This window comes from Streptomyces sp. NPDC001070 (genome assembly GCF_053598835.1).
Genome location: NZ_JBSFLB010000002.1, coordinates 215,968 through 233,078, shown reverse-complemented (window position 1 = coordinate 233,078; position 17,111 = coordinate 215,968). Strand labels below are relative to the sequence as shown.

Genomic DNA, 17,111 nt, shown 5'->3' with positions numbered 1-17,111 from the left:
AAATCTCCTCGGGGGCATGACTGATCGGTGCACGGATCAGGGGGAGAACACCGGCGGTCGCCGCGCTCATTCCCACGTGCCGGGGTGCAAGGCCGCGTGCGAAGATGCGTGGCGTCCACAAGACGAGACGAATGGAGACCACGTGCCCGGCGAGAACCTCACGCGTGGCGAGGCCCGAGAGCGGGCACGGCTGCTGGCCGTGGACGGTTACGAGATCGCGCTCGACCTGCGGTCGGCCCTCGTGCCGGAGGAGAAGACGTTCAGGTCCGTGACCACGATCCGCTTCCGCTGCACGGAGCCGGGGGCGGCGAGCTTCGCCGACCTGGTCGCGCCGTCCGTCACGGCGGTGACGCTCAACGGCCGCGAGCTGGACCCGGCGGCGGTCTTCGACGGGGCGCGCATCGCACTGGAGGACCTGGCCGACGAGAACGTGCTGGTCGTGGACGCGCAGTGCGCGTACAGCCGGACGGGCGAGGGCATGCACCGCTTCGCCGACCCGGAGGACGGCGAGGTCTACCTCTACACGCAGTACGAGCCGGCCGACGCGCGCCGCGTCTTCGCCAACTTCGAGCAGCCCGACCTCAAGGCGCCCTTCACCTTCTCCGTGACCGCGCCGGAGTCCTGGGTGGTGCTGAGCAACGAGCGCGCCACCGGGGTCTCGGACGGCGGCGGGACACGGCACTTCGCACCGACCCGCCCGATCTCCACGTACATCACGGCGGTCGTGGCCGGGCCCTACCACATGGTCCACGACACCTACCGGCGCACGCTGCCGGACGGCTCGGAGCTGGAGATCCCGCTGGGCGCCCTGTGCCGCAAGGGCCTCGCGCGGTACTTCGACGCCGACGAGATCTTCACCGTCACCCGGCAGGGCCTGGACTTCTTCCACGACCACTTCGACTACCCGTACCCCTTCGGGAAGTACGACCAGGCCTTCGTCCCCGAGTACAACATCGGCGCGATGGAGAACCCCGGTCTGGTCACCTTCCGCGAGGAGTACGTCTTCCGCGGCAAGGTCACCCAGGCGTCGTACGAGGGCCGGGCCAACGTCATCCTGCACGAGATGGCGCACATGTGGTTCGGCGACCTGGTCACCATGCGGTGGTGGGACGACCTGTGGCTGAAGGAGTCCTTCGCCGACTTCATGGGCGCGTTCTCGCTGGTGGAGGCCACCCGCTACCAGGAGGGCTGGATCACCTTCGCCAACCGCCGCAAGGCCTGGGCCTACCGCGCCGACCAGCTGCCCTCCACGCACCCGGTCACGGCCGACATCCGCGACCTGGAGGACGCCAAGCTCAACTTCGACGGCATCACCTACGCCAAGGGCGCCAGCGTGCTCAAGCAGCTGGTCGCCTATGTCGGACGGGACGCCTTCCTGGAGGGCGCGCGCCGCTACTTCCAGCGCCACGCCTACGGCAACACCGAGCTCGGCGACCTGCTGTCGGTGCTGGCGGAGACCTCGGGGCGCGACATGGGCGAGTGGTCGCGCGCGTGGCTGCAGACCGCGGGAGTCAACTCGCTGACGCCTCAGGTGAGCTACGACGCCGACGGGCGGGTCGCGGAGCTCGCCGTGGTGCAGGAGGCCGCCGCCTCGCACCCCGAGCTGCGCCCGCACCGGGTCGCGGTGGGGCTCTACCGGCGCACCGCGGACGGCACCGTGGAGCGGTACGCGCGCACCGAGACCGACGTCGCGGGCCCGCGCACGGTGGTGGGCGAGCTCGCCGGGGCGGAGCGGCCCGACCTGGTACTGGTCAACGACGACGACCTGACCTACTGCAAGATCCGCTTCGACGAGGACTCCCTGGCGACGGTCCGGGAGCACCTGGGCTCGCTCACCGACCCCATGGCCCGCGCCCTGGCCTGGTCCGCGGTGTGGAACATGACCCGCGACGGGATCATGCCCGCGCGCGACTACCTCGGCCTGGTGCTGCGCTTCGCCGGAGCGGAGACCGACATCGGCGTCCTGCAGGGGCTGCACATGCAGGCCCGTACAGCCCTGAACGACTACGTGGCACCCGAGTGGCGCGAGCAGGGCGCGCGGGACCTGGCGGAGGGCGCGCTGCGCGAGCTGCGCGCGGCGGCACCCGGCAGCGGCCACCAGCTGGCGTGGGCCCGATTCCACGCCGGCGTCGCCTCCGGGGACGCCGGGACGGGAGTGCTGCGCGAGCTGCTCGACGGCACCGAGAAGATCGACGGACTCGACGTGGACCAGGAGCTGCGCTGGGTCTTCCTCGAGGCGCTGGCAGCGGGTGGCGCGGCCGACGAGTCCGTCATCGCGGCGGAGCTGGCCCGCGACGACACCGCGTCCGGCAAGCGGCACCAGGTGCGCTGCCTGGCGGCGCGGCCCTCCGCTGCCGTCAAGGCGCAGTGCTGGGCGACGGTCGTGGAGTCCGACGCACTGTCCAACGCGCTCGTCGAGGCCACCATCGCGGGCTTCGACCAGCCGGGTCAGCGCGAGCTGCTCGCGCCGTACGCGGACCGCTACTTCGCCGCGATCGAGCGGATCTGGGCGGAACGGTCCATCGAGATCGGCATGGCCGTCGTCCGCGGGCTCTTCCCGCACCACCAGGACCGGCCCGCCACGCTCGACGCAGCCGACGCCTGGCTGACCGGGCACACGGACGCGCCGCCCGCGCTGCGCCGGCTGGTCGCCGAGTGCCGCGACGACCTCGCGCGTGCGCTGCGCGCGCAGGAACGGGACGCGGCGGCGGCCGCCGCCTGACGGGTCCCGCCCGGAAGAGAACAGGTGACCGGCCACCCGGACGGCGTACTCCGGGCACCACACGGCCCCGGTTGCGCGGCAGCGCACCCGGGGCCGGGGAGCAGGTGAGAGAGGGGCGGTCATCCGGATAGGTGAAAAATGGCATTCGGCAACCGAACGCCTGAACTTTAGTGCGGAGATGTCCGCATTTGTCAACAGGACGGTAACAGCCGTTAGGCCCCATGAGGGATGCGGGAATTCACCCGCCATGAACCACAACATCCCCCTCAGCCCCCGTCCCCTCGACCACCTCTCCCGTACGCGGCCGGCCGTGCTGACGGCACGGCAACTGCGGGAGCACGGTGTGACCCCCGAGACGCTGGCCGCGCGCTGCCGCCCCGGCGGCCCCTGGCAGGAGGTCCTGCCCGGGGTGTACGTGCTGCACCGGGGGCGGCCCACGGGTGACGAGCGGGTGCGGGCGGCCCTGCTCTACGCGGGCCGCGAGGCGATGGTCACCGGCCTGGCGGCGCTCGCGCTGCACCGGTTCGCCTCGGTGCCGCCCTTGGTCGGCCTGGACCGGATCGACCTGCTGGTGGCACGGCAGCGCCGGCTGCGCGCGGTCGGCGACGTGGGGCTCGTACGGGCGCAGGCGCTGCCCCGCCCGCGGGAGGTGCAGGGCGTGCCGTGCGCGCCGCTGCCCCGGGCGGTGGCGGACGCGGTGGAGGAACTGGACGACGCCGAGGCGGTACGCCAGGTGCTGACCGAGGCGGTGCGCGGCGGCCACTGCGAGGCGACGGCGCTGGTCGGGGAGGTGAGCCGGGCGCGCCTGCTGTCCAGGCCGCACGTGGTCGAGGCCGTGGACGCGCTGCTGGCCGAGGGCCGCGCTCTCGCCGAGAGCCGGCTGTACGCCATGGTGCGCTGCTTCGGGCTTCCGGACCCGCTGTGGAACGTGGACCTGCGGCTGCCGGGCGGACCGCACCTGGGCGGCGTGGACGCCTACTGGCCGGAGCACGCCGTCGCGGTGGAGATCGACGCGCGCGTGCCCCGGTACGGCGGACGGCACGACGAGGACGCCCTGTCGGCCGAGTGCACCCGCAGGCGCGAGCACCTGGAGCGGCTGGGCATCTCCGTCGTGCACATCACACCGCGCAAGCTCCGGGAGTCCCTGGAGCAGCAGGCCACCGTCGTCCGCACGGCCCTGATGGCCGCCTGCGACCGCGATCCCGCCTCGTGGGTCGTGGTGCTGCCGCGGTGAGCGGCGGGGTCAGCGCTTCTTCAGCAGCAGTTCGACATTGCGGTCGCCCGGCTCGCCGGCGAGGGTCCTGTTGCCCCCCGGGGCGTTGCTGGAGAGCTCGCGGTAGAGCGCGGCGAGGCCGGTCTGCGACAGGTCGGAGAAGTCGGTCCGGTACGGGGCCGCGGACTCCACGAGGGCGCAGTGCAGGGAGAGCGTGCCGTCGTGGTTGTCCGCCAGCTCGATGACCCGGGCCAGCTGCGGGTGGTCGACGTGGGAGGCGGTGGAGACCTCCCAGAAGGAGCCGCGGGGGACGATCTTGTTCCGGTGGCTGTGGCCGTTGATCCACGCCGCCACTTGCGGTGCCGGCCGAGCAGGGCGAGCACCTCGTCGCCGCCGTGCCGGCGCTCGGCGGGGGGCCCGGGGTCGCGGACCGGATTGGTCATCGCCAGCTGGGGTGGTGGCTGAAGACCAGGACGGTGTCGTCGGCGTGGGCGGTGAGCGTCCGGTCCAGCCACTTGAGCCGGCTCGTGCCGAGGGAGCCGCGGTAGTCGCCGCCGCGGCCGGTGGTGTCCAGGCTGACCCCGACCACGTCGCCGGAGATCCGGAAGGTGTAGTGGAGGCGGTCGGCCGCGAGGTCGGCCGGTGTGCAGCCGTGGCCGACCGGGCCTGCGCCGGTGTTCGCGGGGCCGGGGTGGGCGGCGATGTACTGGTGCGGGGTGACCGGAGCGCGGCGCTCGTCGGGGGTGACGCTGCGGGCGGAGCGCTTGTTGCGGTTCCAGGCCTCGCGGAAGCGGGTGCCCTTGGGGTCGGGCCCCTTGCGCAGGGCCGCGTTGACGGAGGCGGCCTCGGCGGGGGGCAGCCAGAACAGATTGCGTGAGCCGACCGCGAGGTCGTGGAAGAAGGACGAGGCCGCATAGGAGCCCCCGTACAGCTGGTCGTGGTTGCCGATGGTGGAGTGCCACGGGACGCGCAGACCGGGGATGTTGAGCTCACGGATCGCGGCGGCCAGCCGGGGGTGGCCGAGCGCCTTGTCGGCGTCCCGCAGCGCGGCGTCCGGCTGCCAGAAGCCCTTCGGCTCGGAGTCCTGGACGCCCTCGTAGTGGCCTGGGTCGCCGGAGTCGGGGGTGAGCCGGCCACCGCTCATCACCTTCAGGAACCAGTCCAGTTCGATGCGCGAGTTGTTGTCGGTGTTGTCCCCGGTGGTCATCACGAAACCGATGGGCGCGCCGGTGGCGGGCCCGTTCCGCAGCGCGTTGACCCGTTCCACGAGGGAGATCGCGCCGGCGTTGGCGAGCGCCTCCTGGGGCCGCCAGCGGCGGGGGTCGCGGAGCGCAGGAACGCGTACCGCTGGGGGTTCTGCACGTCGGTGAGGTGCAGGTCGGTGAAGTGCACGAAGCAGGAGAGCGTCGTACGGCGCCCGGCGCGGCCGCTCCTGGCGGCCGCCAGTTCGGTGCGGACGACCCGCCGCCAACCGGGCCCCTCGGCCAGCCGGCGGTAGCCGCCGCTGCCGCGCGGGGCCGCCACGAAGTGCAGGGCCGTACCCGCGGTGAACGGCGCGGTCGCGCCGGGTGTGCCGGGCGCGGTGGGTGCGGCGGACGTGGACGGCGCGCCGGGGGCGGCGCCCGCGGGCGGCCCGGCGAGCGGGGGCACCGCTGTCGCGTCGCCGGAACCGGGGACGAACGCGACGGCGAGTCCCGTACCCAGGGCGGTCGCGCCCGGAGCGATCGGGAAGTTGCGGCGGTTGAGGGCGGAGGCGGCGGACGCGGGGCCATGCATGACGAGTTCCCCTCCCGGTGGGCGGCGACTGCGGCGGCACATCGTCGAAGTGCGGCGTTCACCGGGATCGTTGGCATCCGGGATGGCCTGCGGTGCAACGGAAACGGAACGCCCGGCACCCATCTCCGGACATGGATCAGCAGTCCTCCTGCCGGTCGCCGGCGGCGGTCCCACGGTGACCGGACGCTCATCCGGCGTTCAACAACCGCCGTGGCGCCCTTGGGCTCCGCGCGTCGCGGAAGGCACCGAAGGGCCTTGCGCAATGGGCCGATTCAGGGCGCTTCGCACCCGTGTGCCCGGGCGAGCTCTTGACGTATTCGCGTCATGTCGGTCTTACGCCATCTTCCACACTCCCCAACAACCCCCCAGATGGCGCAATGTGTCGGTCAACTGGCGCCCAAATCTTGAACAGGATGCCCATGTCTCTCGATCACATACGCGGGAAGAGACGCGTGGTCCGTGTCGCGCTCGCGGCGGGCCTGGTGGCCGCGCTGACCGCGACCGGAATCTCCGCGTCGACCGCTTTCGCCGACACGACCGGCGACCCCGCGGACGCGGCGGTGAAGACCGCCGGCGACAAGCTCGGCGCGGCCGACGCCGAACTGCTCGCCGAGGCCAAGGCCGGCGGCGACAAGAACGTCACCCTCATGATCGCTACCCGGAAGGGCTCCACCGAGCAGGTCTCGCAGGAGCTCGACGCGCTCAAGGGCGCCTCGGTGGACCGGACCTACGACAACCTCGGCTACGTCCGCGCCACCGTTCCGACGGGCAAGGCGGACGCGGCGATCGCGGCGGCGCAGAAGCTGTCCACGGTGCAGGCGATCGACCTCAAGCAGGAGATCGTTCTCGACGACCCCAGCCCCGCGGCCGACCGCGCCACGGGCGCCTCGTCAATGGGCCACGGCAGCACCACCTACCCGGGTCCCGACGCGAAGACCCCGGCGAAGAACCCCTACCAGCCGGCGTTCGAGACCGGCGCGGTGGACTTCGTCAAGGACAACCCGAAGGCCGACGGCCGCGGCATCACCATCGGCATCCTCGACTCGGGCGTGGACCTCGGCCACCCGGCGCTGCAGAAGACCACGACCGGCGAGCGCAAGATCGTCGACTGGGTCACCTCGACCGATCCGATCCTGGACGGCGACGCCACGTGGCGCCGGATGACCAACGGCCCGACCGTGACCGTGGGCACCCGGACCTGGACCGCGCCCGACGCCTCGCAGCAGGTCAGCGTGTTCCGCGAGTCGGCCACCGTCGGCGGCGACATGGCCGGTGACCTCAACCGGGACGGCGACACCACCGACATCTGGGGCCTGCTCTACGACCCGGCCAAGGGCACCGTCCGGCTGGACCTGAACGACAACGGCGACTTCACCGACGACGCCGAGATGAAGCCGTACAAGGACGGCTTCCAGATCGGCTACTTCGGCACCGACGACCCCGCCACGGCCATCTCCGAGCGGATCCCCTTCGTGGTCGAGATCCGCAAGGACGTCCCGACGGACCCGTACGGCGGCACCTGGGTCGGCAAGAAGGCCGACTTCGTCAACATCGGCGTCATCGAGTCCGAGCACGGCACCCACGTCGCGGGCATCACCTCCGCCAACGGCCTGTTCGGCGGCAGGATGAACGGCGCCGCCCCGGGCGCGAAGATCGTGTCGTCCCGTGCCTGCACCTGGTCCGGCGGCTGCACCAACGTCGCGCTGACCGAGGGCATGATCGACCTGGTGGTCAACCGCGGTGTGGACATCGTCAACATGTCCATCGGCGGCCTCCCCGCGCTGAACGACGGCAACAACGCCCGCGCGCAGCTGTACACCCGCCTCATCGACGAGTACGGCGTGCAGCTGGTCATCTCGGCCGGAAACAGCGGTCCCGGTGCCAACACCATCGGAGACCCGGGCCTGGCCGACAAGGTCCTGAGCGTCGGCGCCACCATCTCCCGGGAGACCTGGGCGGCCAACTACGGCTCGCAGGTGACCAAGGCGTACGACATGATGCCCTTCTCCTCGCGCGGCCCGCGTGAGGACGGCGGCTTCGCGCCGATTATCTCCGCGCCGGGTGCCTCCATCAACACCATCCCGACCTGGGAGCCCGGCGGCCCGGTCGCCGAGGCCGGCTACACCCTGCCGCCCGGCTACGCCATGCTGCAGGGCACGTCGATGGCCTCCCCGCAGGCGGCCGGCGCCTCCGCGCTGCTGCTGTCCGCGGCCAAGCAGGCGCACATCGCCCTGACCCCGGCGACCCTGCGCACCGCGCTGACCAGCACGGCGAACAAGATCAAGGACGTCCCGGCGTACGCGCAGGGCTCCGGCCTGATCGACATCGTCGACGCCTGGCGGCTCATCAAGGCGGGCGCCACCGCCCACACCTACACGGTCAAGGCCCCGGTCGACACGGTCCTGTCGCAGTTCCTGGCGACCCCGGGCTACGGCACCGGCATCTACGACCGCGAGGGCGGCCTGAAGGCCGGTCAGAGCCGGACCTACGACGTCACCATCACCCGCACCACTGGTCCGAACCGGTCCATCCGGCACGACCTGGAGTGGGCGAACAACGACGGCACCTTCCGCTTCGCCGGCGACGACACCGTGTGGCTGCCGCTGAACAAGCCGGTGACCGTGCGCGTCAAGGCCAAGGCCGGCTCGGCCGGTCTGCACAGCGCGATCCTGAACGTGGACGACCCGGCGACGCGCGGCATCGACCAGCAGATCCTCAACACCGTGGTCGTCGCCAGCCCGCAGGCCAAGCCGTCGTTCGCGGTCAAGGCGGCGAGCTCGGTGCAGCGCAACGGCACCAAGTCGTACTTCGTCACCGTCCCCGAGGGCGCCAAGACGCTCGAGATCAAGATGGGCGGCCTGGCCGCCGGCAGCCAGACCCGCTTCATCGCGATCACCCCGTGGGGCGTCCCGGCGGACACCACCACGACGACGTTCTGCTACCCGAACTACACCACCACCAACGGCTGCCGCCCCGACCTGCGCTCCTACGCCAACCCGATCCCGGGCGTGTGGGAGATCGAGGTCGAGGCGCGCCGTACGTCGCCGGTGCTGAACAACCCGTACACCCTGACCGCGACCGCGCTCGGCGTCTCCTTCGACCCCGAGGTCCAGACCGTGGACGAGGCCACGATCGGCACCGCCGCCCCGGTCTCGTGGAAGGTCACCAACGGCTACGCCCCGGTCCAGGGCAAGCTGAAGGGCGGCGCGCTCGGCTCGGCCGCGGCCTCGCGCAAGTCGATCGCCGGCGGTGAAAAGGTCACCACCACGGTCGTCGTCCCCGAGGGCGCGTCCCGCCTGGACGTCGCCATCGGCGGCACCTCCGACACCTCCGCCGACCTCGACCTGTCCGTGTCCTTCAACGGCGCGGTGGTCGGCCAGTCCGCGGACGGCGACTCGGAGGAGGCCGTGAGCATCGCCAACCCGGCGGCCGGCACGTACACCATCACGGTGGACGGCTACTCGGTCCCGGCCGGCACCACCGAGTACAACTACCGCGACGTCTTCTACTCGACGACGCTGGGCTCGGTGAACGTGGACGAGGCGGCGACCGTGCCGCTGGCCAACGGCGCCTCCGCCACCGTCGCCGCGAACGTCGTGGTCGCGGCCCCGGCTCCCGAGGGACGTCAGTTCTTCGGCGAGGTGCAGCTGCTCGACGCCGACGGCACCGCCGCCGGCACCGGCAGCGTGCTGATCAACAAGGTCAACGCGGGCTGACCCGCGGCCTGATCACCGCCTGAAGGGGCGGGCGCTCCCCGGAGCGCCCGCCCCTTCAGCTCTCCTCCCGCTCGTGCTCCTGCTCCCCGCAGCGCAGCGCCCGCGCGCGGGGCAGTGCCCGCTCCATCCAATCCCGGGCGCGGTCGATGTCCTCGCCCTGGTAGACGGCCGTGTCGCCCCCGGGCCGCATGAGGTTGACGAGCAGCCGGCTCCCCGCGGCCACCGGCCGCTCCCCCTCCTCGTCGTAGTCGACGGGGAAGGCCAGCCGGCGGGCGCCGCGGTCACCCTCAGATAGCGCTCCACCTCCGGCTCGACCCGCACCCGGTCCGGTCCCTCCCGGGGGTCACCCGCAGCACCGTGCCCTCCGCGACGAGTTCGGCGCAGGCCGGCAGCTCCGCATCGGTCATCCGGACCGAGTCGGTCCCGCTCCCCGCATCGGCGTCCGCGTCCGCCCCGTAGCCGACGGCGAGTACGGCGAGCGCGAGCAGCGCCGCCGCGGTCCCCGCGGCCCCCGTGCCGTGTCTCGTGTCCGTCCTCTTCCGTCAGCCGAGGTCGTCGCTCTCGCACGACAGCCCCCGGGCACCGGGCAGTGCCCGCTCCATCCACGTCCGGGCGGGGGCGATGTCCGCGCCCTCGTACCAGTCCGGCTGCTCCCGGGGGAGGGTGGAGAGCAGCACGAGGACACGCGAGCCCGGCTCGGGGGGCGGGACCACGTCGTCGTGGCCGTCGTCGATGTGGATCGTGAACGTCAGCCGGGGGGCGCCGCCCTCGGCGGGCTTCAGACGGCGGTCGACGTCCATCACCACGCGCAGGTCCCCCGGGGTGCGGGTGGGTGTCACCTCGCGCACCGTGCCCTCGGCGATGTCGCTCGCGCAGGCCACGATCCCCTCGAGACCGGGCCTCGCGTCGCTCGTCGACCCGCCGCCGCCCAGGGCCGCGTGCCGTGCGATGCCGACCCCCGCGACCGCCACCGCACCCGCCACGACGGCGGCCAGGCCCAGGGCGAGCGCCCTGCGCCCGCGGGGGCGCCTCACGGGCGCGGCGGGCCGCGTGGCGAGAGTGTCACCGATCAGCCGCACCTGGGTGCGCAGCAGCGCGACGTCGGCGCGCGCGGCGGCGTACGCCTCGCCGTCCGCGGCGCCGGCCGGCGGCACGTCCGCGAGGGCGGCCGACAGGGCCTCGTCGGCCGCCTCGTCGGTTCCGCTCATCGTCACACCACCTCCTTGGTGTGCAGCCGGCCGCGCAGCGCGCGGACGGCGGCGTGCAGCCGGCTCTTGACCGTGCCCTCGGGAACGCCCAGTGCCGTGGCGATCTCCGCCACCGGCAGGTCGGCGTAGAACCGCAGCGTCAGCACCTGCCGCTGCTGCGGGGGGAGTTCCTGCAGCCCGTCGGCGATCGCGAGGGCGAGCACATGCGCCTCTCCCCCGCCGTGCCGGGCCTCGCCCCGGGGCCCCAGCGCCGCGAGACGCTCGCTCAGCCGCTCCTGCCGGCGTCGCGAACGGTGCCAGTCCATCGCCACGTTGGAGGCCGCCACGGCCGCCCACGCCCCCGGGTCCCGCAGCGGCTCACGGCCGCCGGCCCGTTGCTCCAGCAGCTTCAGCCGCACCTGCTGCACCCCGTCCTGCAGATCCCCCGCGGGCACCCCGCCGAGCGCCAGGACCGCCCGTACGCGATCGAGGTGCTCCGGGGCGAGGGGGTCCTCCCCGTCCCCGGGCCGGGATCTCCGTCTCAGCAGCGCCACGCCCCTCCCCTTCCGCGATTTCCCCTATGACGCGGCAGAGGGGGAAAACGTTCACGACGGGAGCGGGCCGGGCCGCTGTTCCGACGACAGGCTCTAGCCTGGCCGGGTGTCCGCCCCTCATGAACTGACGATGCTGGAACAGGCCGCGGCCATCCGCCGGGGCGAGCTGTCTCCCGTGGAGCTGACGGCCCACTACCTCGACCGGATCGCGCGGCTCGATCCCGCCGTCGGGGCCTATCTGACCGTCACGCCCGAGCGCGCCCTGGAGGACGCGCGGCGCGCCGAACGCGTGCTCGCGGCGGGCGGGGAGCCCCCGCCGCTGCTCGGTGTACCGGTGCCGGTCAAGGACCTCACACCGGTCGCCGGGGTGCGCTTCACCTCCGGGTCGGCGGTCTTCGCGGACCGGGTCGCCGACGGGGACGCGTACCTCGTCCGGCTGCTGCGGGACGCCGGGACCGTGCTGACCGGCAAGACCAACACCCCCGAGTTCGGGCTGCCCGCCTACACCGAGGGCGCGGCGGGCCCGCCGGCCCGGACCCCTCACGACCTCGCGCGCGGCGCGGGCGGCAGCAGCGGGGGCGCGGCCGCGGCGGTGGCGGCCGGGCTCGCGGCGGCCGCGCACGGCAGCGACGGCGGCGGCTCGATCCGCATCCCGGCGAGCTGCTGCGGGGTCGTCGGGCTCAAGCCCAGCCGGGGGCGGGTGAGCCCCGCACCGTGGGGCGACGCCAGTGGACTGGCCGTCAACGGGCCGATCGCGCGCACGGTCCGGGACACGGCGGCCCTGCTGGACGTGATGTCGGTGCCCGCCCCGGGCGACCCCTTCCGGCTGCCGCTGCCCGAGCGGTCGTTCCTGGCGTGGTGCGAGCACGAGCCGCACCGGCTGCGGATCGCCCGCTGGTCGGTGCCGGACGTCGCGGGGGCGGAGGTCGATCCCGAGGTGCTGGCGGCGTACGAGCGGACGTCGGCGCTGCTGGCCGGACTCGGGCACGAGGTCGTCGACGTGGCGCAGCCGCTCGCGCCCGGCGACCGCGACGCGTTCACACCCGTGTGGGCGGTACTGGCCGCGCTGACGCCCGTGGCGCCCGAAAGCGAGGGCGAACTGCTGCCGCTCACCCGCTGGCTGCGTGCCCGGGGGCGGGACGTCGGCGGCCTGGACTACGCGCGCACGCTGGGGGCGATGCAGGGCGTGGGCCGCAAGCTCGCGGAGGCGGTCGAGCCGTACGACGCGGTGCTCACCCCGACGCTGGCGCAGCTCCCGGCCCCAGTGGGCGCCCTGCGCGACGACGCCGACCCGGAGGCCGACTTCGCGGCGCAGTTGGCGTTCACGCCGTTCACCGCGCCCTGGAACATCGCGGGGCTGCCGGCGGTGTCGCTGCCGCTGGAGTGGTCCGCGGCGGGTCTCCCCATCGGCATGATGCTCGGCGCCCCGCACGGCGAGGAGGGCCCCCTCCTGGCACTCGCCGCCCAGCTCGAGGCCGCGTCCCCCTGGCACGGGCGTGCGGCCCGCGCGTTCGCCCCGGGAGAACCGGACTGACCCGTCGGTACGGCGCCGGGGCCGCCCCGTGACCACACGGGGCGGCGCCGGCGCCGCCTGGGGGCTACTTGGTGAAGTACAGGTACTTCCAGGAGCCGTGCGTCGTGGAGTTCACGTTGTCGCCGGACGACCCGTTGACGTACGAGGAGCGTACGCGGGCCCGGATTCCGGACTCGCCGGGCGCCTCCAGCCGTACGGCGGACTTGCCGTTGGTGGCGAGCTTGAAGTACTGGCTGCCGCCGTCGTACCACGTGCCCCGGTAGTAGACCTGCAGCTCCAACCGCTGCTTGCGGCCCGTGTAGTAGCTCATGGTCGTGGTGAGCAGCGGTTCGGTGTTCTTGTGGAACCAGTAGTACGTGGTGGAACCGATCTTGCCCGTCTTGTAGTGCTTGGAGACGGACGTGGAGACCCGCACCTTCGCGTAGGCGGTGACCTTCACGCTCCTGGGGGCGTAACGGGCGTCGCCCTTGAAGACCGCGGTGACGGTGGTGTCGCGGGTCATGTCGACGGTCGCGGAGAGGTTGCCGCTCGAGTTGACCTTCGCGGTCCTCAGCAGCTTGTTGGGCTTGTCGTCGCCGAAGGGGTTGGCCCAGATCTCGACGGTGCGGTTCTTGTAGGTCGAGCCCAGGTGCGCGGTGAAGGAGACGTCGGCACCGTAGGAGTAGACGCTCCCGTTGTGGTTGAGCGTCAGTGCCGGCGTGGCGCGGGAGACTTCCAGCGACCAGGAGGCGGCGGCCGCCGTGCGGGTGGCATCGCCCGCGTAGGACACCTTGTACGTGACCTTGCCGCCGGCGGGCGGGGTGTCGGTGAAGGTGTAGGTGCCGTCGGCCTTGACCGGGGTCGACGCCAGCGCCTTGCCGGCCGGGGACTCCAGGTCGGTACGGGTGACGGTGAGCGGGGTGCCGGCCGGCAGCGGCAGGGTGCCGGTGACCTTGCCCTTGACGGTCAGCGGCTTGCCGCGGGTCGCCGAGGCCGGACCGCTGATCGTCATCGACGGCACGGACTTCGTGGGGTCGGTGTAGACGTGCAGGATGTGGGTGCTGTCGGAGCTCCCGGACACGGCGAACAGCCGGCCGCCGCCCGGCTCCCAGGCCACCCCCCCGGCGTCCACCTCGTCGTAGCCGCTGCTCGTTCCGGTGCCGGGCAGGACGTACTGCCGCACGGAGGTCGTGGCGCCCGGGGTGAACACGTAGATGCCCGGCTCGTACGGCGCGCTGCTGCCCGCGGCGACCGTGCCGTCCTCGGCCACGGCGACGGCCTCGGGGTGGTACGTGGTGGGGTAGCCGGCGACCTCGGCCAGGTCCGAGGTCTGCCAGACCCGGTGGTGATTGCCCGGATTCGCGGTGATGAGGCGGGTGCCGTCGGGGGTGATGGCCAGGTCGGCGGTGGAGCCGATGTCGGCGGACCACCCGCCGGTGCGGGCGGTCCGCGCCGCGGTGCCGCCCGAGACGTCGTAGATGCCGATCCACGAGCCGTAGTACTCCGGGGCCGCCGCGGCGAGCATGCCGGGCACGCCCGGGGTGGACGCGAGCCGCGGGGCTCCCGGGTAGTCGGTGTCGGGATCCTGGTCGAGGGCGACCACGGGCTCGGGACCGGAGAGGTCGAGCGATCCGATGTCGCCGTGGTCCTTGTTCCCGTAGCCGAACCAGATCTTGCCGCCCGCCAGGGCGAGATGCTCCGGGTCGGTGCCGTCACCGGTCGCGTACCGCGCGGTCTGCGTGACCGTCCCGGTGTCGACGGAGACGATGGAGTCGTCGCCGGGCACGGCCGCGTACAGCAGGCCGGAGTCGGCGGAGAGCGCCAGGCCGTCCACGCCGGCCAGGCCGGTGAGGGTCGCCAGAGGCGTTCCCGCGTAGTCGGTGGCGACGATCTTGCCGTTGTACGGGTCGCTGATGAAGATCTTCTGGTGGGCCCCGTCCACCACCATGTCGCCGAAACCGGTGATGGGCAGGACCTTGGTGGAATCGGCCCAGGCCGTACCGGCCGTCCCCGTGGCCAGTGCCACGGAGCTGAAGAGAACCGCGAGCGCCGTCGCGGTCGGAAGGGTGCGCATTCGCACGAGTCGTCAACCCCCACCCCAGGAACGGGCCCGCCTTCCGGGCCCGGATCTTGAAGATTAGGTCATACGTCCGACAGCGCTCGGCAGGCCCCCGGCGCCGGCGGCAGCACCGCCACGGCGGGGCCGAGGGCGCCGCTCGCAGCGGTGACGACGTACACGGAACGCGACTGGCCCGCCACGCAGTGGGTATGGCTGAGGCTGTCCGGAGAAAGCGCGATGACGCCCCGGGAGGGCATCCCATGACCGAAGCCGCCGACCGGGACAGACTCGCCGCGCTGCACGGCGTGGACGTCACGTACCGACCGTCGCCGGACCGCGAGGTGCGCGTGCCGGACGGGACGGTGGTCGCGGTGCTGGCCGCGCTGGGCGTCGACGCCTCGACCCCGGCGGCGGTACGGGACGCCCTGGCGGAGCACGATCTGCGTGCCGGGCGCCGGCTGCTCCCCCGCTCGGTCGTCGTCCGGGCGGGCCGCCCGCTGCGGCATCCGATGCCCGAGGGCACCGCGCTGCGGGTGACGCCGGAGGGCGGCGCCGAGACCGCCTGGGACGGCGCCGAGCCGCTCCCCGTCGGCCGGCACGTGCTGCGCGCGCAGGCCCCCGACGGGCGTACCGCGCAGGCGCAGCTCGTGGTGGCCCCGGAGCGGCTGCCGGGCCCCCCGGAGCGGGTCCACGGCTTCATGGCGCAGCTGTACTCCGTGCTGTCCTCGCGTTCCTGGGGGATGGGCGACCTCGGCGACCTGGCGGACCTCGCGGCGTGGGCGGGCAGGGCGCTGCACGCGGGCTTCCTCCAGGTCAACCCGGTGCACGTGGCCGTGCCGGGGCATCCGACGGACCCGTCGCCGTACCGTCCGTCCTCGCGCCGCTTCCCCGACCCGGTGTACCTGCGGGTGGAGGAGATCCCGGAGTACGCCTACCTCGACCCCGACGACCGCGAGCGGGCGGCCGACCTGCTGCGCAAGGCGGCCGTGCTGCGGGATTCGGTGCTGCTGAAGGACGCCCTGATCGACCGCGACGCGGTGTGGGAGCTGAAGCGCGAGGCGCTGGCGCTGGTCCGCAAGGTGCCGCTGTCGCCGGGACGCCGGGCCGCGTACTGCGACTTCCTGGCGGAGCAGGGGCAGGCGCTGGACGACCACGCCACCTGGTCGATGCTGGCCGAGCTGCACGGCCCGGAGTGGCGCGGCTGGCCGGCGGGGCTGCGCGACCCCCGCTCGGGGCAGGTCGCGCGGGTCCGCGGCGAGCGGCTGGACCAGGTCGACTTCCACTGCTGGCTGGCCTGGCTGACGGACGCTCAGCTCGGTGCGGCGCAGCGTTCGGCGCGGGACGCGGGCATGGCGGTCGGCATCGTCCACGACCTGGCGGTCGGGGTGCATCCCTCCGGCTCCGACGCCTGGTCGCTGCAGGACGCCCTCGCCCGCGGCATGTCGGTCGGCGCCCCGCCGGACGCCTTCAACGCCCACGGCCAGGACTGGGGCCTGCCGCCGTGGCGCCCGGACGCCCTGGCCGCCACGGGGTACGCGCCCTACCGCGACCTGCTGCGCAATGTGCTGCGGCACGCGGGGGGGCTGCGCATCGACCACGTGATGGGGCTCTTCCGCCTGTGGTGGGTGCCCGAGGGCGAGCCCCCGACCCAGGGCGCGTACGTGCGTTACGACGCCGAGGCGATGCTCGGCATCCTCGCCCTGGAGGCGCACCACGCCGGCGCCGTCGTCATAGGGGAGGACCTCGGCACGGTCGAGCCGGGCGTCCGCGAGGAGCTGGCCGACCGGGGCATCCTCGGCACGTCGGTGCTGTGGTTCGAGCGCGACTGGGAGGGGGCGCGCGGCCCCTCGCACGCCCGGCCGCTGCCGCCCTCGGCGTGGCGGGCGGACGCGCTGGCCACGGTGACCACCCACGACCTGCCGACGACGGCGGCCCGGCTGACCGGGGAGCACGTCGGGCTGCGGCACCGGCTGGGGCTGCTGACCCGGCCGCTGGAGGTGGAGCAGGCCGAGGACGCGGTGGAGGTCGCCGAGTGGCTGGCGCTGCTCGGCCGGCTGGGGATGCTGCCGGAGGGCACCCGCGACGAGGAGGCGGTCGTCAAGGCCGTCCACCGCTTCCTGGCGAGGACTCCGGCGCGGATGGTCGGCGTCTGGCTGCCGGACGCGGTCGGCGACCGCCGCCCGCAGAATCTGCCGGGCACCTGGGACCAGTACCCCAACTGGCGGCTGCCCGTGGCGGACGCCGAGGGCCGGCCGCTCACCCTGGAGCAGCTGACCGCCTCACCCCGGCTGCACGCGCTGGCGCACGAGGTGCGGACCGCCATGGCGGCGCCGGACGAGCCTTAACACCACCCCGGACGCGCGGGCCGCGG

The 17,111-nt window shown here is 73.4% G+C and carries 9 protein-coding genes and 1 pseudogene; 5 read left to right on the top strand and 5 right to left on the bottom strand.

Annotated elements, in window-relative coordinates; genetic code table 11:
• Positions 1-142 precede the first annotated feature (142 nt).
• Together pepN and ACWDAS_RS03300 are read left to right on the top strand one after the other, a co-directional pair.
• The gene (gene pepN / locus ACWDAS_RS03305; RefSeq protein WP_450386975.1) at positions 143-2,722 is read left to right on the top strand and encodes an aminopeptidase N; all 2,580 of its coding nucleotides are present in this window, start codon (positions 143-145) and stop codon (positions 2,720-2,722) included.
• A 247-nt stretch (positions 2,723-2,969) separates the two neighbouring features.
• The gene (locus ACWDAS_RS03300; protein ID WP_450386973.1) at positions 2,970-3,956 is read left to right on the top strand and encodes a hypothetical protein; all 987 of its coding nucleotides are present in this window, start codon (positions 2,970-2,972) and stop codon (positions 3,954-3,956) included.
• A 9-nt stretch (positions 3,957-3,965) separates the two neighbouring features.
• Here the strand turns inward: ACWDAS_RS03300 and ACWDAS_RS03295 are convergent.
• Positions 3,966-5,711: pseudogene (locus ACWDAS_RS03295) on the bottom strand (TIGR03767 family metallophosphoesterase).
• Between the two features lie 413 nt (positions 5,712-6,124).
• Here ACWDAS_RS03295 and ACWDAS_RS03290 point away from each other — a divergent pair.
• Complete coding sequence (locus ACWDAS_RS03290; protein ID WP_450386971.1) at positions 6,125-9,427, top strand: S8 family serine peptidase; 3,303 nt, start codon at positions 6,125-6,127, stop codon at positions 9,425-9,427.
• A 55-nt stretch (positions 9,428-9,482) separates the two neighbouring features.
• Here ACWDAS_RS03290 and ACWDAS_RS03285 read toward each other — a convergent pair whose 3' ends face one another.
• The 3 genes from ACWDAS_RS03285 to ACWDAS_RS03275 form a co-directional block, all read right to left on the bottom strand.
• Positions 9,483-9,650 carry a hypothetical protein gene (locus tag ACWDAS_RS03285; protein ID WP_450386970.1) on the bottom strand — a complete coding sequence of 56 codons (168 nt, stop codon included), beginning with the start codon at positions 9,648-9,650 and terminating at the stop codon, positions 9,483-9,485.
• Between the two features lie 319 nt (positions 9,651-9,969).
• Positions 9,970-10,635 (bottom strand): hypothetical protein, encoded by a 666-nt coding sequence (locus ACWDAS_RS03280; RefSeq protein ID WP_450386968.1) that lies wholly within the window; start codon positions 10,633-10,635, stop codon positions 9,970-9,972.
• Positions 10,636-10,637: 2 nt separating this feature from the next.
• Positions 10,638-11,162, bottom strand: coding sequence for an RNA polymerase sigma factor (locus ACWDAS_RS03275; RefSeq protein ID WP_450387280.1), 525 nt, complete (start codon positions 11,160-11,162; stop codon positions 10,638-10,640).
• A gap of 112 nt (positions 11,163-11,274) precedes the next feature.
• Between ACWDAS_RS03275 and ACWDAS_RS03270 the strand changes: the two genes are divergently transcribed.
• Positions 11,275-12,702: an amidase gene (locus ACWDAS_RS03270; protein WP_450386967.1), complete on the top strand. Its 1,428-nt coding sequence runs from the start codon at positions 11,275-11,277 to the stop codon at positions 12,700-12,702.
• 64 nt (positions 12,703-12,766) lie between these two features.
• On the opposite strand, the gene ACWDAS_RS03265 is transcribed toward ACWDAS_RS03270, so the two are convergent.
• A complete protein-coding gene (locus ACWDAS_RS03265; RefSeq protein ID WP_450386965.1) occupies positions 12,767-14,755 on the bottom strand; it encodes an Ig-like domain repeat protein in 1,989 nt (662 codons plus the stop codon).
• Positions 14,756-15,000: 245 nt separating this feature from the next.
• Here ACWDAS_RS03265 and malQ point away from each other — a divergent pair, with 245 nt between their 5' ends.
• On the top strand, positions 15,001-17,085 hold the full coding sequence (gene malQ, locus ACWDAS_RS03260) for a 4-alpha-glucanotransferase (RefSeq protein WP_450386963.1): 2,085 nt from the start codon (positions 15,001-15,003) through the stop codon (positions 17,083-17,085).
• Positions 17,086-17,111: the final 26 nt, after the last annotated feature.